At 60.3% G+C, this 18,538-nt stretch carries 18 protein-coding genes and 2 pseudogenes; 9 read left to right on the top strand and 11 right to left on the bottom strand.

Annotated features, from left to right (window positions below):
- Positions 1-20: 20 nt before the first annotated feature.
- On the bottom strand, positions 21-806 hold the full coding sequence (locus tag AB4N76_RS01260; protein WP_046031474.1) for a molybdopterin-dependent oxidoreductase: 786 nt from the start codon (positions 804-806) through the stop codon (positions 21-23).
- Positions 803-1,423: a cytochrome b/b6 domain-containing protein gene (locus tag AB4N76_RS01265; protein WP_460164001.1), complete on the bottom strand. Its 621-nt coding sequence runs from the start codon at positions 1,421-1,423 to the stop codon at positions 803-805. Before AB4N76_RS01265 ends, AB4N76_RS01260 begins: the two co-directional genes overlap by 4 nt.
- A gap of 167 nt (positions 1,424-1,590) precedes the next feature.
- On the opposite strand from AB4N76_RS01265, the gene AB4N76_RS01270 reads away from it, so the two are divergent.
- Positions 1,591-2,532, top strand: coding sequence for a class I SAM-dependent methyltransferase (locus AB4N76_RS01270; protein WP_460164002.1), 942 nt, complete (start codon positions 1,591-1,593; stop codon positions 2,530-2,532).
- 10 nt (positions 2,533-2,542) lie between these two features.
- Here the strand turns inward: AB4N76_RS01270 and AB4N76_RS01275 are convergent, their stop codons facing one another.
- Complete coding sequence (locus AB4N76_RS01275) at positions 2,543-3,316, bottom strand: helix-turn-helix transcriptional regulator (protein ID WP_046031477.1); 774 nt, start codon at positions 3,314-3,316, stop codon at positions 2,543-2,545.
- Positions 3,317-3,427: 111 nt separating this feature from the next.
- Here AB4N76_RS01275 and AB4N76_RS01280 point away from each other — a divergent pair, with 111 nt between their 5' ends.
- Entirely contained in the window at positions 3,428-4,531 is a 1,104-nt protein-coding gene (locus AB4N76_RS01280) for a polyamine ABC transporter substrate-binding protein (protein ID WP_077431991.1), read from the top strand.
- A 197-nt stretch (positions 4,532-4,728) separates the two neighbouring features.
- Positions 4,729-5,850, top strand: a complete 1,122-nt coding sequence (locus AB4N76_RS01285) for a DmpA family aminopeptidase (protein WP_109786186.1) — start codon at positions 4,729-4,731, stop codon at positions 5,848-5,850.
- Positions 5,851-5,896: 46 nt separating this feature from the next.
- Here the strand turns inward: AB4N76_RS01285 and AB4N76_RS01290 are convergent, their stop codons facing one another.
- Positions 5,897-6,352 (bottom strand): cupin domain-containing protein, encoded by a 456-nt coding sequence (locus AB4N76_RS01290; RefSeq protein WP_046031483.1) that lies wholly within the window; start codon positions 6,350-6,352, stop codon positions 5,897-5,899.
- A 240-nt stretch (positions 6,353-6,592) separates the two neighbouring features.
- On the opposite strand from AB4N76_RS01290, the gene AB4N76_RS01295 reads away from it, so the two are divergent.
- Positions 6,593-7,036 carry a hypothetical protein gene (locus AB4N76_RS01295; protein WP_046031484.1) on the top strand — a complete coding sequence of 148 codons (444 nt, stop codon included), beginning with the start codon at positions 6,593-6,595 and terminating at the stop codon, positions 7,034-7,036.
- A gap of 70 nt (positions 7,037-7,106) precedes the next feature.
- On the opposite strand, the gene AB4N76_RS01300 is transcribed toward AB4N76_RS01295, so the two are convergent.
- A complete protein-coding gene (locus AB4N76_RS01300) occupies positions 7,107-7,640 on the bottom strand; it encodes a winged helix-turn-helix transcriptional regulator (protein WP_046031485.1) in 534 nt (177 codons plus the stop codon).
- A gap of 98 nt (positions 7,641-7,738) precedes the next feature.
- Between AB4N76_RS01300 and AB4N76_RS01305 the strand changes: the two genes are divergently transcribed.
- Positions 7,739-8,374, top strand: coding sequence for a cysteine hydrolase family protein (locus AB4N76_RS01305; protein WP_046031486.1), 636 nt, complete (start codon positions 7,739-7,741; stop codon positions 8,372-8,374).
- Positions 8,371-9,936 carry an aldehyde dehydrogenase (NADP(+)) gene (locus tag AB4N76_RS01310; protein WP_046031487.1) on the top strand — a complete coding sequence of 522 codons (1,566 nt, stop codon included), beginning with the start codon at positions 8,371-8,373 and terminating at the stop codon, positions 9,934-9,936. The genes AB4N76_RS01305 and AB4N76_RS01310 overlap by 4 nt, the downstream gene beginning before the upstream one ends.
- Positions 9,937-9,951: 15 nt before the next feature.
- Here AB4N76_RS01310 and AB4N76_RS01315 read toward each other — a convergent pair whose 3' ends face one another.
- Entirely contained in the window at positions 9,952-10,887 is a 936-nt protein-coding gene (locus AB4N76_RS01315) for a Ppx/GppA phosphatase family protein (RefSeq protein ID WP_046031488.1), read from the bottom strand.
- Between the two features lie 198 nt (positions 10,888-11,085).
- On the opposite strand from AB4N76_RS01315, the gene ppk2 reads away from it, so the two are divergent.
- The 3 genes from ppk2 to AB4N76_RS01330 all read left to right on the top strand — a co-directional run bounded on the left by ppk2 (position 11,086) and on the right by AB4N76_RS01330 (position 15,045).
- Positions 11,086-12,003 carry a polyphosphate kinase 2 gene (gene ppk2, locus AB4N76_RS01320; protein WP_046031489.1) on the top strand — a complete coding sequence of 306 codons (918 nt, stop codon included), beginning with the start codon at positions 11,086-11,088 and terminating at the stop codon, positions 12,001-12,003.
- A 236-nt stretch (positions 12,004-12,239) separates the two neighbouring features.
- Positions 12,240-13,886, top strand: coding sequence for a malate dehydrogenase (quinone) (gene mqo / locus AB4N76_RS01325; protein WP_046031490.1), 1,647 nt, complete (start codon positions 12,240-12,242; stop codon positions 13,884-13,886).
- 358 nt (positions 13,887-14,244) lie between these two features.
- Complete coding sequence (locus tag AB4N76_RS01330) at positions 14,245-15,045, top strand: lytic transglycosylase domain-containing protein (protein WP_046031492.1); 801 nt, start codon at positions 14,245-14,247, stop codon at positions 15,043-15,045.
- Between the two features lie 48 nt (positions 15,046-15,093).
- On the opposite strand, the gene AB4N76_RS01335 is transcribed toward AB4N76_RS01330, so the two are convergent.
- The 5 genes and pseudogenes from AB4N76_RS01335 to AB4N76_RS01355 form a co-directional block, all read right to left on the bottom strand.
- Positions 15,094-15,363 carry a hypothetical protein gene (locus AB4N76_RS01335; protein WP_139348122.1) on the bottom strand — a complete coding sequence of 90 codons (270 nt, stop codon included), beginning with the start codon at positions 15,361-15,363 and terminating at the stop codon, positions 15,094-15,096.
- A 121-nt stretch (positions 15,364-15,484) separates the two neighbouring features.
- Complete coding sequence (locus tag AB4N76_RS01340; protein WP_046031494.1) at positions 15,485-16,519, bottom strand: sensor domain-containing diguanylate cyclase; 1,035 nt, start codon at positions 16,517-16,519, stop codon at positions 15,485-15,487.
- Between the two features lie 129 nt (positions 16,520-16,648).
- Positions 16,649-17,026: pseudogene (locus AB4N76_RS01345) on the bottom strand (hypothetical protein); the annotation flags it as partial.
- 136 nt (positions 17,027-17,162) lie between these two features.
- Positions 17,163-17,576, bottom strand: a complete 414-nt coding sequence (locus tag AB4N76_RS01350; protein ID WP_460164003.1) for a cupin domain-containing protein — start codon at positions 17,574-17,576, stop codon at positions 17,163-17,165.
- A gap of 42 nt (positions 17,577-17,618) precedes the next feature.
- Positions 17,619-18,370 (bottom strand): annotated as a pseudogene (locus AB4N76_RS01355) (SDR family oxidoreductase).
- Positions 18,371-18,538 lie beyond the last annotated feature (168 nt).

The raw sequence follows: 18,538 nt of genomic DNA on the forward strand, positions 1-18,538 counted from the left end.
CGGGCGAGTGAAGTTGCCCGTCAGCTGCCACCGAACCAGTTGTAGCCCTGGTCTTCCCAGTAGCCACCGCTGTAGGTGTTGCTGACGAAAATGGCCTGAATGTGTTTGGGATTCTTGTAGCCCAGCTTGGTGGGCATGCGCAGTTTCATGGGGAAGCCGTATTGGCGCGGCAGCACCGCGCCGTCGTAGGTCAGCGTCAGCAAGGTTTGCGCATGCAGCGCGGTGGCCATGTCGATGCTGGTGTAGTAATCGTCCGCGCATTTGAAGCCGACGTATTTGGCATCGGTGTCGGCGCCAACGCGCTTGAGGAAATCGCTGAACCGCACGCCACCCCAGCGCCCGATCGCGCTCCAGCCTTCGACGCAGATGTGCCGGGTGATCTGTTCGGTCTGCGCCATGGCGCGCAATTCTTCGAGCCGCCAACTGCGTTTGTCCGCGACCAGGCCGGTAACTTCCAGTCGGTAACTCTCCGCCTCCACCGTCGGCGCTTCGTCGATGCCGTAGAAGGCGTTGAACGGAAATGGCCGGGTGATCATCGATTCGGGATAGGTCGGTGCCATGGCGTTGGGGTTGAACAGCCAGCCCTGCACCCGGTCGTTGAAGCGGGACATGGCGGACAACGCGGTGTCGACGTTTTCGTTGTCGGTGATGTTGCAGCCGGACAACATCGCCACGCCGCCCAGCGTCAGGCCACGCAGCAGGAACGAGCGACGCGAACGGTTGGCGATCTGCGGGGCGAGGATCTTCCGGGCGTCTGTCAGGATCGACGACTCGTCCAGCCCGGTACTTTCGATGCGCTTTTTCATACCGGCTCCTTGCGACCGACGATCATGGCCCACAACGTTTTGGGGACCAGCGCGACCATCACCAGATGCACCGCAACGAAGGCCATCAATAGCGCCATCGCGAAGAAATGCACCCGTCGTGCACCTTCGTAACCCGCCATCAACTCGCGCAGCAGCGGGAACTGGACGGACTTCCACAGCACCAGCCCTGAAACCACCAGCAGCATGATGTCGACCATCACGAACAGGTACGCCAGCCGTTGCACCTGGTTGTAATGACTCAGGTCGGCATGCCCCAACCGCCCTCGCAACGCGGCCCATACGTCATGCAGGACACCTTTGGGCGAAACCGGGAAGAAACGGCGTTTCAGACGACCGCTGAACAGGTTGATGGCCAGATAAATCAGGCCGTTGATGGCGAGAAACCACATCGCCGCGAAGTGCCATTGCAGGGCGCCCCCCAGCCAGCCGCCGAGCGTGATCGATTTGGGAAAGCTGAAATCGTAAATCGGCGATGCGTTGTAGATCCGCCAGCCGCTGGTGACCATGACCAGAACCGCCAGGGCGTTCAGCCAATGGGTCAGCCGCAGCCAGCGCGGATGGCTGCTGATACGGGGTGAAGCAGATAGCTGCGACATGTCCGGCTCCCGGCAGTTGATCGATGGGGCCGAGTATGTGAGCGGACAGATCGCCAAATCCTCACGTAAAGTTAAATTAAACGTGATAACTCTCGACGCGTTGCCACGCGCCTTACCCCTGCAATTGTGGTTAAAATGCCGCCCCCTCAAATTGCCGACCCTGCCCGATGAACCCAGACGCGCTCGCCACCCTCCACGCCCATTTGCTGACGGCCCTGGCAACGCCCCCCGCAGAAACCCGCCGTTTGTTCCACGGCCGTGGCCGCTGCTGGCCGGGCCTGGAGCAGTTGACCGTCGACTGGCTTCAGGGCGTGGTGCTGGTCGCCCTGTTCAAAGAGCCGGAAGCGTCGCAGCTCAAAGACTTGAAACAACGCCTGATGCTGATCACGCAGTCGCCCGAGTGGCAGCAATCCGGCGCGCATACCTTGTTGCTGCAACATCGCTACCTGCTGCAAAGCACCACCGAGTGGCTGCTGGGGGACGTGATCGATGAAATGACCATCACCGAGGGTGGCTTGCGTTACCGTGTGGACCTGGGGCGCAAACAGAACACCGGCCTGTTTCTCGACATGCGCTACGGCCGCGACTGGGTGCGGGCCAATGCCGACGGCAAGCGTGTGTTGAACCTGTTTGCCTACACCTGCGGTTTTTCGGTCGCGGCCATCGAGGGCGGCGCCGAGCACGTGGTCAATCTGGACATGTCCAGCCCGGCCTTGAGCCGTGGGCGCGACAATCACCGGCTCAACGGGCACGATTTGAGCAAGGTCAGCTTTCTCGGCCACGACCTGTTCAAGTCCTGGGGCAAGGTGATTGGCAAAGGTCCGTATGACCTGGTGATCATCGACCCGCCGTCCTTTCAGAAAGGCAGTTTTTTGCTGACCAAGGATTACCAGCGCGTATTGCGCCGCTTGCCGGAGCTGCTCGGCCCGCAGGGCACGGTGCTGGCCTGCATGAACGACCCGGCGTTCGGCCCGGACTTCCTCATCGATGGCGTCATGCGGGAAGCGCCGAGCCTGCGTTTTGAACAGCGGCTGGACAATCCACCGGAATTTCCGGATGCCGATGAGGCCTGCGGATTGAAGGCGTTGGTGTTCACGTTGGGCGAGTAAACCGCCGGTATCAACGCGGCTGCAGCACCAACGCAAACAACTCGCCGTGACCATTCACGTTGAGCTTGTGATACACGTTGCGCCGATGCACTTTCACGGTCTCCGGTGAAATGCCCATCTGCTGGGCGATGGCTTTGCTGGAGAAGCCCTGAAGAATCAGCCTGGCCGTTTCGATTTCCCGCACCGACAGGCGCGCGTCGAAGCGATCCAGCAACAGGGTGAGATCGCCGGCCACAGGCTCGGCGGTCGCGCCTTCCGGCGGCATCAGTTGCAGGTGACGGCGCATCGCCGACAGCACCCAGTCGCGCACGCACAACAGACGGCCCTGCTCCTGGAGGGTAAATCGCGTCGAGCGCCCCAGCGACAAGCCCAGCACGGCGCCATCGAGGTTGATCATGAACTGCAACTCGTCGGCGCCCACGACCGAACGGAAATAGCTCAGGTAGTACTCGCTTTGCTGGAACTGGTCGGGAGCCACCGATTCCAGGCTGTGCAGGCCATCGGCAATGCCGGCGCAAGCGGCCTGGTAGAAGGGATCGAGCAGGTACATGCCGGCGCTGTAGTCCGCCAGTTCTTCATGCTCGGCGGCATCGCCTTTTGAGTCGAAATCAATCAGCAACCGCGGCACCCGCCCCGCGCCCATCACCGCGACCAACGCATTGTCCAGCGGCACCAGCAACCGCAAGGTGTCGACCAGCGCCCGCCAGAAACCGTCCTGACCCAACGCACCAAACACCCGCGCCAGCCCTTGGTGCACGGGCAACTCTTTCAACAACGCGTCCACGCACTACCCCTTTCGAGTAACCCATGATGGGAATGGGTGAGTCCCGCGCCTGCCGATACGCTGCAAGCACCTGTTCATCACCGGCCTGCAGCAGGCCAGGAGTGCCGCATCATGAGTCGTCACTGCTCGCATATCAATCTCGGACTGGGCGCCTGTTTGTGCGTCTCGCTGTCGGCGATGGCCACCGACGCACCCACGGTCCATGTCTACAACTGGTACGACTACATCGGTCCCAACACCCTGCATGACTTCAAGCGCGATACCGGAATCGAGCCGGTTTACGACACCTTCGACAGTGCCGAAGTGCTGGAAGGCAAACTGCTGACCAGCCGCAGCGGCTACGACGTGGTGGTGGCGAGTAACTTCAGTTTGCCGACGCTGATCAAGGCCGGCGCCCTGGCACCGTTGCCGCACGCGCAAATGCCTGATTTCAAGAACATGGACAGCGACCTGCTGGCAAAACTGGCCAACAACGATCCGGGCAATCAGTACGCCGTGCCGTATCTGTGGGGCACCAACGGGATTGGCTACAACATCGACAAGGTCCGCGCCGCGTTGGGCGACAAGGCGCCGGTGGACTCCTGGGACCTGGTGTTCAAGGAAGAGTACCTCGCCAAGCTCGGCCAATGCGGCGTGGCGATGCTCGATTCTCCATCCGAAATGCTGCCGGTCGCCCTGCACTATCTGGGCTTGCCACCCAACAGCACCAACGCCGAAGACTACAAGAAGGCCGAGGCGCTGCTGCTCAAGTTGCGCCCGCACATTGCGTACTTCAATTCGTCCAAGTTCATCAGCGACCTGGCCAACGGCAACATCTGCGTGGCGGTGGGCTGGTCCGGCGCGATGCTGGAAGCCAAGACCAATGCCGAGCAGGCTAACAACGGCGTGAAGATCGCCTACAGCCTGCCCAAGGAAGGTGCGCCGGTGTGGTTCGACACGCTGGTACTGCTCAAGGACGCCCCGCATCCGCAACAAGGCCTGGCCTTCATCGACTACCTGATGCGCCCGGATGTTATCGCCCCGGTCAGCGATCACCTGAACTACCCCAACGGTAATCGCAGCGCGACGCCGCTGGTGGCTGAGGCGACCCGCACCAATCCTGCCGTTTATCCGTCGGCTGAAGCGCTGGCCACGTTGTTCACCCTCCAGCCCCTGCCGCCCGCCACCGAGCGGGTGCGGACGCGGATCTGGAGCAAGGTGAAAAACGGTCAATAACCCCCGGTGACTCTGTAGCAGCTGGCGAAGCCTGCGTCCGGCTGCGCAGCAGTCGTAAACCCGGCCCGCACGATTACCTGAAGCACCGTGCATTCTGATTTTGCGACTGCTGCGCAGCCGGACGCAGGCTTCGCCAGCTGCTACAGGGAATCGGTCATCCAATAATTTTGTTTAACACCATGAACATGAGAAACCCCATGAAACCACGTGCCCGCGACTTGAACATCCAGTTCGGCCAACTGCAACCCGGCCCTCTCAACGCCATCACCGACGTGCCCGGTGTGCGCGTCGGCCACAGTGATGTGCGTGGCCGCACCGACAGCGGTCGTGACATCCACACCGGCGTCACCCTGATCGAACCGCGCGCCGGTTCCACCAATCAACAACCGTGCTTTGCCGGTGTGCATGTGCTCAACGGCAACGGTGACGCCACCGGTCTTGAGTGGATTCGTGAAGCCGGCCTGCTGACCAGTCCGATCGCCTTCACCAACACCCACAGCCTGGGCGTGGTGCGCGACGCACTGATTGCGCTGGACCGTGAGAACCCACCCGATGACGGCCGGCTTTACTGGAACATGCCGGTGGTGCTGGAGACGTTCGACGGCTTGCTCAATGACATAAACGGCTTCCACGTCAAACCCGAACATGTGGCCCAGGCCCAACGCAATGCGGTGGGTGGCCCGGTGATCGAAGGCGCGGTGGGCGGTGGCAGCGGGATGATTTGTCACGAGTTCAAGGGCGGCATCGGCACGTCCTCGCGACGCTTGAGCCCTGCGCAGGGCGGCTGGACGGTCGGCGCGATTGTTCAGGCCAACCACGGCATTCGTAATGAACTGCGCGTCGACGGTTACCCGGTCGGACGCTATATGGAACAGGTCGACTCGCCCTTCCTCAAGGCCTCGCTGCCGTTTCCGGGCATGGGCTCCATCGTCGTCTGCCTGGCCACGGATGCACCGTTGCTGCCGCACCAATGCACGCGTCTCGCGCAACGCGCCAGTCTGGGATTGGCCCGCACGGGTGGCGGTAACGAAGACCACAGCGGTGACATCTTCATTGCCTTCGCCACCGGTAACCAGCACGTACCGCCCGCCGCCTATGAAGGCAAAGGCGCGCCGACGTGCGACAACCTGAGCATGGTCAACAACGATCACATCAGCGAGTTGTTTCTGGCCGCCACCGAAGCCGTGGAAGAAGCCATTATCAATGCCCTGTTGGCGTCCGATACGGTCGAAGGTAATGGCCACACTGTGCCGGGGCTTGATGCCGAGACGCTGCTAAAAGCACTGCGCCAGGCCGGTTGGCCTGGGATTCAGCGATAAAGCGCTAAACAGAAATGCCCGATGCCATGCGTCGGGCAATCACTGATCAGTGCTCCAGCACCAGCAACGGCGTGCCTTTCTTCACGATGTAGGTCGCCAGCTCAGAAGCTTTGCCGCTACCCACGTTCTTCGCCAAATGCACTGTGCCCGCCGGGATGTACAGCGAATCGCCTGCCTTCAGCGTGATCGGTGCCCGACCCTCCAACTGATACTCAAAGGTGCCTTCAATAACATAGGCAACCTCAACCCCAGGGTGCGAATGCTTTGGCGACGTCACGCCCGCGTCGAAATCGACACGCACTTGAATCACCTCGCGGTCGGCGACGTCCAGGTCCTGGCGCACCTGGTCTGTGCGGTGAATGCCGGCCTGCCAGTTTTTAGCAGGTTGTGCTTCAGGGGTGGTCTCGCCCGCCTGGGAAAAGCTTGCGAAGGCTGCCAGTGAAACAGCGGCAAGGGTGAAACCGAGCCGGCCAGCGGTGTTACGGGAAGTGATACGGGACATCGTCATTCTCCAGTGATTGCCGCCGATGCGGTGACACCATTTGGAGGGACCGGTGTATCTCGCGTGTGTCGCACATCCCTTGGTTTTGTATGCAAAGGTGGCTGCCGGCACCGGGGATACGTTGCGATACAAGCCCCCGTCCGCTCCGACCGACCATCCGAAGAAATGTCCTCTGTCACCACACAGCTAAAATTGACAGGGGGATCACTTCAACGCGTCCTTACAAGCGGGAGTTTCACGATGAAAATCGTATCTTCGCTGGCGTTGGTGGTGGCGGTCGGGTGGCTCTGCGGGTGTTCGACGGTGCCAGACAGTCAAATCACTAACGTTCCCCTGCACGCTACGTCCGTCAACGGCGGGAATATCGCCCGGCCCATCATGATGCCCAAAGGCAATGCAACCGAGTTCTGGTTTGCCGTCAGCGGCGAAACCATGGGCAGCGCGTTACCCGGCCGCTTGATGGCTTATATCTATTCCGGAAGCTGCGCCCAACTGGGCTCTACGCCGGCGTATGACCTGAACGACGGGCCAAATGCACGGTTTTATTCATCGGCATCGATGCAGTACTTCTGGAAAAGCGCACCCGTGGCGGTCGAGACACTCCGCGCCGGCGGCTATGTGCTGGTGGTGCGTGAAAGCCCGGCCGATGGCCATCAAAACATTTTCTGCGGCAATCTGAGCTGAAGCCGTTGCCCTCCTTCGTTCCCCGCGCGCTGCGTGGGAACGCTTTTCTCACGGTATCGCCGACGCTCGTCTACTGATCCTGAGCCGCCGCAACCGGGTCCGCCCCGCGCGCGCCCTTGAACGCATCACGCCGTGCCTTCCGTTCTGCGGCATAGGCCTCGCTGGGCGTACTAATCAGCTCTGCACGACGCAACGGCTCGCCGCAATGCGCACACAACGGCCCCAGCCCGGCAGGTTGGCGACAGGTGGCGTGGGTGTAAACCACCGCCAACCCCTCCTCCTCTGACTTGCACCAAGTTTCCCCCCACGCTCGCAATGCCAAAACCACGGAATAGAACGCGTCCCCTTTCGGCGTGAGGTGGTACTCGTAACGCAAGGGCCGCTCGCTGTAGGGGCGGCGGGCGACCAGTCCGTCGGCCTCCAGACGCTTGAGGCGGGTGGCGATCATTTGCGGAGTTCCGGCGGTTTGCGCCTGGATCTCGTCGAATCGATGGCTGCCCATGAACAACTCGCGCAACACCAGGACCGTCCAGCGGTCGCCGACGACAGATTCAGCCCGGGAAATCGGACACAAGGTTTCGGGAACAGCGGTGTTTACCGACATGCGGCCTTGCCTCTTTTACAGTTACTATGATTATCATATCAACATGATGCACGGGCAAGCCCGACGCACCGGTCACTCAACTCCTGGAGGAAACAGCCATGTCAAAAACACTCTATCCCCTCGACAGAACCGCCTACCTGTTGGTCGATCCTTACAACGATTTCCTTTCCGAAGGCGGAAAAGTCTATCCGCTTATCGAACCGATCGCCGAACAAGTCGGCCTGCTCGACAACTTGCGCGCACTCGACCGCACCGTCCGGGCCCTCGAGATTCCGGTGGTCATCGTACCGCACCACCGCTGGGAACAAGGCGACTACGAGGATTGGGATCACCCAAGCCCCACCCAATGCAAGATCATGCACATGCATCACTTCGCTCGCGGGGAATGGGGCGGCGACTGGCACCCCGATTTCGCGCCCAAGGCCGGTGACATCGTTGTTCAGGAACACTGGGGCTCCAGTGGTTTTGCCAACACCGACCTGGATTTTCGACTCAAACAAAAAGGCATCACTCACGTAATCATCGTTGGCCTGCTGGCCAATACCTGCATCGAGGCCACCGCCCGTTACGCGGTGGAACTGGGTTATCACGTCACCCTGGTGCGCGACGCGACGGCCGCCTTCAAGCCCGAAATGATGCACGCGGCGCATGAGCTGAACGGTCCGACGTTCGCCCACGCCATTGTCACCACGCCAGAACTCATCGCCACCCTGACCCAAGGTGAATGCCCATGACACTGACAGGCAAACTGATGATCGGCGCCAGCGATGTGCCCGGTACCGAAGGGACGATGAAGGCGCTCAATCCCGCCAGCAATCAGTTGATTGAACCGGCGTTCGCCCTGGGTGGCGTAGCCGACGTCGACAAGGCCGCGACCCTCGCCGATGAAGCGTTCGATGAGTACAGCCACACCTCGCTCACCCGGCGCGCGGCGTTCCTCGACAGCATTGCCGACAATCTCGACTCGGTGCGCAAGACGCTGGCAGCAAGGGCAGCACTCGAAACCGGTCTGCCCGAGGCGCAACTTGAGGGCGAAGCAATAAAAGCCGCCACTCAGTTCCGCCAATTCGCCGAGGTCGTGCGCAGGGGGCGCTTCCTGCAACTGGCCATCGACCCGGCGCAGCCTGATCGCCAGCCACGCCCGCGCATGGACCATCGACTGCAGAAGATCGCCCTCGGTCCGGTGGCGATTTTCGGCGCGAGCAATTTTCCGATCGCGTACTCGGTCGCCGGGGGCGACACCGCTTCGGCACTGGCGGCTGGCGCGACGGTCATCCTGAAGGCGCATAACGCTCACCCCGGAGCGTCGGAAATCCAGGCCCAGGCGATTCGCAACGCCGTGCAAGTACACGGGCTGCCCGAAGGCGTGTTTTCGATGGTGCGCGGTGGCGGTAATGCAATCGGTGAAGCGCTGGTCGATCATCCGTTGATCAAAGCGGTGACGTTCACCGGCTCGGAACGTGGCGGTATGGCGCTGTATCGCCGTGCGCAACTGCGCCCCGAACCGATTCCCGTGTTCACCGAGATGACCAGCATCAACCCCACGTTCATCCTGCCCCACGCACAGGCCACTCAAGGGGCGCGGATCGGTGACAGCTTTATCGAACGCATGGTGGTGAACGTCGGGCAAGCCTGCCTCAAACCTGCGCTGTTGATCGCCATTGACGGGCCGGGCTTTGAGGCGATGCGCGCCGCGATGATCGAACGCGTCAACCAGACCTCGGCGCGACCGATGCTGACACCGGGCATTCACGCGGCCTATTTGAACGGTCTCGGCTTCATGGAGAACGCCGGCGCCCAGCGCATTGCCGAAGGCTCGGCAGCCAGTGCCGCGCTGGAAGGCGCCTCCGCGTTGCTGGAGGTCGACGGCGCACATTTCCTGAACGAGACGCTGCTCGCCGAAGAAGTATTCGGCCCTTCAGCGTTGCTGGTGAAGGTCCGGGATGAGGCTGAGATGCTCGCCGTTGCGCGCTCGCTGCGGGGTCAGCTGTCGGCGGCCCTGCACCTAGAGGACGATGATTTGCCTTTGGCACAGCGCTTGTTGCCGGTATTGGAACGACGCACCGGGCGCATCGTCGTCAATGCTTTCGCGCATCCGCAGGAAGTGACCTTTGCCACCGTTCACGGTGGGCCGTTTCCGGCCACGTCGGACAGCCGCTTCACCTCGGTCGGCATGACGTCGATTGAACGTTTCTTGCGTCCGGTGGCTTACCAGGGCTTTCCTCAAGCGCTGCTGCCCGAGGTGCTGCGAGACCTGAACCCGTCGGGATTGCCTCGCCTCATTGACGGTGTCTAGAAAGGGGGACGGGGTTCAATGCCTGGACATCAAGCCATGCATCACCCCGAACCTCAGTCCACCTTCGGAGGGCGTCATGTGCGAGATACCAAAGACCTTGAACGCGGCCAACATCACCACCAGGCCACCGGGCAAGGAGCTCAAGCGATGGTTTTGCAAGCCGGCCAGTTTGAGCTGCTTGACGTGCCCCACTTCCAGCAGGCGCAATGACAGGCGCAGCAGGCCGCTGTAGGTGATGCCGCTTTCGCCGTCGTCATTCATGCCGTTGGCCTTGAGCACTTTGGCGAGCATTCGCGCCGTTCCCGACGAGCCGATAGTCTGCTGCCAACCCAAGGCGCGGTAACGCCGCGCCACTTTTTCAAACTGCAGCGTGGCCACCCGCTCGGCTTCCAGCAACGCCGGGGCGGTGATGCAGCCACCCGAAAAGTAACGCGCGCCAAACGTGCCGCTGCCGATGGCAATGCTTTCGGTCAACAACGGTTGGGCGCCCTGCCCCAGAATCAGCTCGGTGGATCCGCCACCGATGTCCACAACCAGACGCAGACTGGCCGGGCTGGGGATCGAATGGGCGACGCCGGCGTACACCAGATTCGCCTCTTCATGCCCCGAGATGACATCAATCCTGAACCCCAGATGCCGCTCGGCGCTGGCCAGAAACAGTTGCGCATTGTCAGCTTCACGCACCGCGCTGGTCGCCACCGCCCGCACCCGGCCGGCTTCAAAACCGCGCAATTTTTTACCGAATCGCGAGAGCGCCTGCCATCCACGGTCCAGCGCCATCTCATCCAGCGCGCCGCCCTGAAAACCTTCCGATAAACGGACCGGTTCACGCAGGGTTTTCACTTCCTGGATCATCCACTTCTGGTTCCGTTTGACCGGCTGGCCAATCATCATGCGAAATGCATTAGAGCCCAGGTCAATGGCTGCAAATAGCGAGGCGTCTCCTTTCATGGTGCGGATTCCTGGCAGTTTCATTGGCCCGCGAACGCAGTCCATCGAAGCGTTCAAGACGGTTTGCGAGGATCCTGCCATGGGTTAGGTGACACCAAGATGACACCGGCCTTTTTTTCACCACGCCACAACCGTCACTGGCCCGTCACATCCACAGGCCTAGCATGACCACTTCCACCTTCGTCGGGAGTTATGGCCATGCTTTTAGACAACGACACCCTGATTCAACGTATCCATCGCGAGCTGCTCGATCACCGCGACGAAGAGCTGGAACTGGAATTGATGGAGGACGGCCACGACCTCAATGCGCTGTTTGATGCGCATGAGGGTGACAGCAGTGCAAAAGAACAGAGACGACGCTATTTCAGCGAGCTGTTCCGCTTGCAGGGCGAACTGGTCAAGCTGCAAAGCTGGGTGGTGAAAACCGGGCACAAAGTGGTGATTTTGTTTGAAGGTCGCGACGCGGCGGGTAAAGGTGGGGTGATCAAGCGCATTACCCAGCGGCTCAATCCACGGGTCTGCCGGGTCGCCGCCCTGCCCGCGCCCAACGACCGCGAACGCACGCAATGGTATTTCCAGCGTTACGTCTCGCACCTGCCGGCTGCCGGGGAAATCGTGCTGTTCGACCGCAGCTGGTACAACCGCGCGGGCGTCGAGCAGGTCATGGGGTTTTGCAACGCCGACCAATATGAAGAGTTCTTCCGCACCGTGCCAGAGTTTGAACGGATGCTCGTGCGCTCCGGTATCCAGCTGATCAAATACTGGTTCTCAATCTCCGACCAGGAACAGCACCTGCGCTTCCTCAGCCGCATTCATGACCCGCTCAAGCAATGGAAACTCAGCCCGATGGACCTCGAATCCCGCCGGCGCTGGGAGGCCTATACCAAGGCCAAGGAAATCATGCTGGAACGCACCCACATCGCCGAAGCCCCATGGTGGGTGGTGCAGGCCAACGACAAGAAACAGGCCCGCCTCAACTGCATTCACCATTTGTTGGGGCAGATGCCCTATGAAGAGGTCGAATACCCGGTGATTGAATTGCCGGAGCGTGTACGGCAGGAGGACTATTCGCGCAGTCCGACGCCGGCGGAATTGATTGTGCCGCAGGTGTATTAGGGGGATGGCTTGAATTAAATGCATATTGGCACAATAAGTTAGCAAACACGGAAACAGGAGCCTTCAATCCTCGTTACCCTGATTTTCATTGGGTGCCGAGCGTAGTGCCCAATCGGGCTCCTGGATTCACGTGATGCTTGATCTTGAAGCTTCTCACCAGGTCTTTACCACCTATCACCAACGATAGAGCCATCTGAGCGGTAGGGATCACCGTAAATCTGTGGGAGAAGCACAGGATGAACACGAAAAAACTGAGACACATTCTTGCCGGTTTAACGCTGTCATTTGGCGCTGTGCATTCGCACGCCGAAGAAGCCAAAAAAGTCGATGTATTGCTGATCGGTGGCGGCATCATGAGCGCGACCCTGGGCGTTTGGCTTAATGAGTTGGAGCCAGGGCTCTCGATGGAAATGGTCGAGCGCCTCGACGGTGTCGCCCTGGAAAGCTCCAATGGCTGGAACAACGCGGGTACAGGCCATTCGGCTTTGGCCGAGTTGAATTACACGCCGCAAGACGAGAACGGAAAAGTCACGATCTCGAAAGCTGTTGAAGTGAATGAAGGCTTCCAGTTGACCCGGCAATTCTGGGCTTGGCAGGTCAGGCAAGGCGTGCTGAAGAACCCGCGTTCGTTCATCAATTCCACCCCGCACATGAGTTTCGTCTGGGGCGCTGACAACGCCAGCTTTCTGAAAAAGCGTTACGAGGCCTTGCAGGCCAGCCCGCTGTTTCGCGGTATGCAGTACTCCGAAGACCCGGCCGTGATCAAAAAATGGGTTCCGCTCATGATGGAAGGACGTGATCCGAAGCAAATAATTGCGGCCACGTGGAACCCCAATGGCACCGATGTCAATTTTGGAGAAGTGACCCGCCAACTGATCGGTTATCTGCAAACCTCGCCGAAATTTGCCCTGAAGCTGTCGAGCGAAGTGCAGGACATCACCCGAAACGAAGACGGTAGTTGGCGCGTCAGCTACAAAAACCTCAAGGACGGTAGCGAAACAGCAACCGATGCCAAGTTCCTGTTCATCGGTGCGGGGGGTGGCGCGCTGAAGCTGTTGCAGAAATCGGGAATTCCCGAGGCCAGGGAATATGCAGGCTTTCCAGTGGGCGGCTCATTCCTCGTGACAGAAAACCCGGCCATCACCGAGCGGCATCTCGCCAAGGCCTACGGCCAGGCTTCGGTGGGAGCGCCGCCCATGTCGGTTCCGCATCTGGATACCCGCGTACTGGACGGTAAGCGTCTGATCCTGTTCGGTCCATTCGCAACCTTCAGTACCAAGTTTCTCAAACAGGGCTCTTTTCTGGACCTGCTGAGTACCACCACGACAGACAATGTGTGGCCGATGACTCGCGTCGGCATCAAGCAATATCCGCTGGTTGAGTACCTGGCGGGTCAGCTGATGCTGTCGGACGAGGATCGCCTCAATGCGTTGAAGGAATACTTCCCCAACGCCAAGGCCGAAGACTGGCATCTGTGGCAAGCAGGCCAGCGCGTGCAGGTGATCAAGCGTGACGAAGCTGCCGGTGGCGTCCTGAAACTGGGCACGGAGATTGTCACATCCCAGGACGGCACCATTGCCGGCTTGCTGGGTGCATCTCCGGGCGCGTCGACCGCAGTACCGATCATGGTGAGCTTGCTGCAGACAGTTTTCAAAGACAAAGTCGCGACGCCCGCCTGGCAGGAGAAACTGCATCAGATCCTCCCGAGCTACGGTACCCAACTTAACAACGATCCGGTAAAAGTGGCTGAAGAGTGGGCGTATACCGCCAAGATACTTGAACTGATGCCCCCACCGGCGATCAGTCAAGTCGCTACGCCGATGGCTGAAAAAGAGGAGAACAAGCCGGCGAAGGAAAAGGCACCGGCTGACATCGCACTGTGATCAGACGTCCACTCCTTCGCAGTGCTCGATGTAGCTGACCTGGAAACAAAAGCCCGCTGGACGTAAACGGTCAGCGGGCTTTTTCTTCACCCTCAGCTGCGGGTCGACTGCGCCCCTTCGCGACAGGTAGCAATCGGCCAGAAGGAGACATTCGTTTGCGTCGGGATGTGCCACATCCTCGAAGGCACCGTGCGCCTGACCGATGCGGACGGCGTGGTGAAGAAACACGTTCCAAGGCCGGATACAAGGGGTATAACTATCAGAACAAAAGGCGGATCACCCAGAATAGGCCCTCCCAAGGCAGCGCCCGGGCCAGGCGCCCCAGGCCTGATCGGCGTCTGCGGCGCGGAGCGATGTGATGAGTTCCAGAGCATGGCGATGGGCTCGCAAGAGCCTTCTTGGCTGTATCGAGCTGGCCTTGCTGGTCGCGCCACTGTGCGCCAGCGCCATGTTCAAATGCCAAGCCAACGACGGAGCCATCAGCTACACCAACCAAGCCATCGCCAGCGCCCGCTGCACTCGCCTGAATGGTATGGCGGGTGTCGGCGCCAAGCCAATGGCCCTGCCACGGCTTGTGCAGGACGACAACTCAGGCGCGGTGCGGATTCGGGTGTTCACCTTCATCCACAGGGGTATTCGTCAATATGTGAGCCGGCGCCCCGTCGGGATCTCCGCACGGGTCGATGTCCTTGAGCTCTATGTCATCAAGGGCTGCTATCTGTGCAGGGTGCCGAAGGATTTCAAGGTCGCCTCACTGCGCCTGGACCCCCATTCCTATCAGCGGGAGATCGAAGCCGCTTCGGATCATTATGGTGTCGACAGGGCACTGGTCCGCGCAGTGATACATGCCGAATCGGCGTTTCGCCCCAACGCCATTTCCGAAGCCGGCGCCCAGGGGCTGATGCAGTTGATGCCCGCCACCGCCGAGCGCTTCGCCGTGGACAATCCGTTCGACGCACGACAGAACATTCGTGGCGGCGTGCGCTACCTGGCCTGGTTGCTCAAGCGCTTCAATGGCAACCAGGTGCTGGCGTTGGCAGGTTACAACGCCGGCGAAGCATCCGTGGTCGAGTACAACGGGGTGCCTCCCTACGCCGAGACGCAATCCTACGTCACCCTCGTGCAGTCCTTGACCGAACGCTATCGCAACCATCGCTAGTACCGTAGGGCGCATGCCGTGTCGAACACAATAACTCGTCGGGATGAATTACTCCCCAGATTGCAGACGCTCTATAGCTTCGAGAAGCTGGCCGTCGAAGTACTCGGTTCCATCTCGTTCCTGTTCTTCCATGCGGCGCTTTGCCTCGATGAGCAGGTGTTTGGTCGCGATGTTCTGATTCAAAAAAGTGGCGACCATAAGATCATTCAAACTCTCCAGAGGTGTGTCCCATGCCTCCCTGCAGCGCTGCATTAGCCCTGTGTGGTCATCCCCACTCCATGGACCTAAAATATTCGAGACTGCCAGGGTGCAGGTCATGAGTCTGCCTTTGAGAGAAATTGAAGGGCTGGTAATTTCGCACGCTCGGGAAATGTATGAATAGCGAAATTGAATGCCCGCTTCTGGTCGCTATCCGCCCCACAGCTGACCTTCGGCTTTCCTACAACCGTTGACGGTTTCTCTGCTGTTTCACCTTATACATCTCGCGGTCTGCCAGCTTTGTGGCCTCGTCCACAGTCATGCTGCCCGGTATCACTGCCACTACCCCAACACTCGCGCCGGTATATTGAATATCACCAAGACCGTGGCCCAGCTCATATCGCCCTATCGTCGCTTTGGACAGGCGATCCTGAAGCAATTCGGCGGCATGTCGCATGTCGTTCGCCGGGTCGGTGTGTTCGGAGGGTGTGCCCAAGGCGATCACGATGAACTCATCACCGCCAGTACGCCCGATGATGTCGCTGGCTCTAAGGTCATGCTGCAGTTTTGCGGCCACGCCGCGCAGTAGCTGGTCTCCTGCCAGGTGGCCGCGGGTATCGTTGATGAACTTGAACCCATCCAGATCGATGACACCCATGAGTATGTACTTGCTCTCCCGCTGGGCCAGGGCGAACAGGCGCGCAGCATCGTTTAGGATGGCACGCCGGTTAGACAGGCCGGTGAGTGGATCTGTCAGGGCCAGTTTGGTCAACTCGGCGTTGGCAGCCTGGAGTCGCTCAACAAGCAGCCCACGTTCAAGGGAATACCCCAGCAACCCTGACAGCAGCATCAGCAAGGGTTCCACGTCAGCAGAGCGGGCCACTTGATCCGAGCTGGCAGCACATACCGTCCCCAGCACTTGCCCATCCTGGGATCTGATTGGCGCACTCACGTAGGTTCTGATGCCCAAGGCCGCGGCGGCCTCCGAATCACCCCAACATTCGGCAACGTTGTCCGAGTACATGCGATTCTCATCCAGCGCCCGCTTGCACAGAGTATCTGCCCAAGGCACGACCAGCCCTTCAGGAATTACCATGTCACCGACGTTACGTGCGAACTCGACACGCTGGACACCCTCGTCGGTATCAATGGTCGTCAGGTAGGTCGACTCCATACCGGTTATCTTACTGAGCAGGGTCAGCAAGGGACGCGTGAGCTGCTCCAGGGTTTGGGCTTTGGGAATGGTATCGGAGAGAAGAGAAAGAATCTGATCCATTTGGGCGTGCCGATAGCAAAGGGGTATTTCAATTATCGACTAATCGGCGGATTACTGAACAGCGCAAGGCTTCACCTGAATAAGACGGCTAGAACCATGGAGCAATCGCTTCTGGCCGATTGCTGCCTGTCACGACCGGCTGAAACCGACCCAATATAGGGATTTTGTTGGTGCTACCCCCCTTCCGACTTCAGCTAAGGCCCGCATCGCACGCACCTTCGCGTATTTCGAGAGCCCAATCTTGATGCCCACCAGCACAGGCGCGGCAACCACAAACAGCATCGCAACAGCGTAAAACGCCGTTTCGAAAGCAATCACCGTCGCCTGACCTGACACAACTTTGCCCAGCAGACTCGTCGCTGCCCGCCCGGCGGCGACTTGATCCACGCCCTTCCCCGCCAGCATCGCCCCCGTGGTGGTCAGCCGTTCGATGAGCGCGTTTCCCCCAGGGGTGACGTTGGCGCCGAGGACCGTGCCATTGATGACGACATGATGTTCGATCAGCGACGCACAGCAGTTTGCCGAGGGTCTTGCGCTTGTTTCGCCGCGCCACGACGGCAGGGGTTGCGGGGCCCGAGTCAGCGGCAGGGGCGGCAGAAGCCTGCCGCCCGGCTGTCGAACTTTCATGAGTGCGTTGACCGGCTCACTTCTTGATCGGTGTGACGAGTTCCTTTTCGTTGGTGTCGAGGACGAACACCGCCAGTAGGCGTGCAGGCTCGGTGTCGCTGGCGTTGGCGCTGACCAGGTGCACGGAGCCCGGCTCCTCTACGAAGTTTTCGCCGACGGTGTAGATCTTTTCCGGCTGGCCTTTGACGTGGATGCGAAATGAGCCTTCCAGGACGGTTGCATAGATGAAGGCCGTTTTCGGATGGGTGTGGGATGGCGACGCAGCGCCCGGCCCATACTCGACGACCACGCCTTTCATGCTCTTGCCGGGAAGATTGGGAATGGGACGGTCGAATACGACCGTCACCTTGCCGTGGGGCGGCTCAGCGGCGGACGCTGCGCTGATCGAGAGCGCGGCGAAGACGGCGGCCATCAGGGTTCGGGTAACCATGGGGTTGCTCCTTCGTGGATAGGGATGTGAGGGTGCGAGCCGTCACCGGCTCGCCGACCGAGCGATCCAGTCTTCGAAGCGGATCGCGCCCAGGCGTGGGTTCTTGCCAGGTACCAGCGATTGATCGTTGAGCACGGCACCGAAGTAACGTGCGTGCACGTCCGGCAAGACCTTGCGGTTGTCCCGGGTCGCCCGCAGAAAACGCCGGGCCAGTTCGTCGATCGGCATGGCTTCCGGGCCGCCGACTTCAACCGTGCCATTGACCGGCGCTGCCAGCACCACATCGACCAGCGCCGCCACCACGTCGTCGGACGCTATCGGCTGGATCAGCGCCGGCGAAACACAATATTCCTCGCCGACGGCGAACGACTGGACGATGCCTTCGACAAACTCGAAGAACTGCGTGGCACGCAGGAGGAGTAAGGAATGCCGGACGCCTTGATCAAGTTTTCCTGCGCAACCTTGGCCCGGAAATAACCGCTGTCGGGAAGCCGTTCGCTGCCGACGATCGACAGCGCTACGTGATGACGAACCCCGGCGGCCGCTTCGGCAGCCAGCAGGTTACGTGTCGATGTTTCGAAGAAATCGAGTACGGCCTGGTCCTCCCACGACGGCGCGTTCGCCACGTCGACAACGATGTCAGTACCATCCATCGCTGCGGCCAGGCCTTCGCGGGTGATGCTGTTCACACCCGTGCTGGGGCTGGCGGCGACCACGTCATGGCCGCGCTCGCGAAGGATGTTCACAAGTTTCGATCCGATGAGGCCGGAGCCTCCGATAACTACGATCTTCATGGCTTTTCTCCACTTGTCGACTGCAATCATTGCGTCGGTGTAGAGAGGTTGCGCGCGCGTGCACGGCAAGTCCTTGCAGCAAGCTTGGATTTACCTTCGTGAACGCTTGGATTTGCGTCCAGAGAAGCGGTTATTCGTCCATCCTCACCGTGGACCATGCAGGGGGTT

The sequence above is a fragment of the Pseudomonas sp. S2_F03 genome (assembly GCF_054668335.1).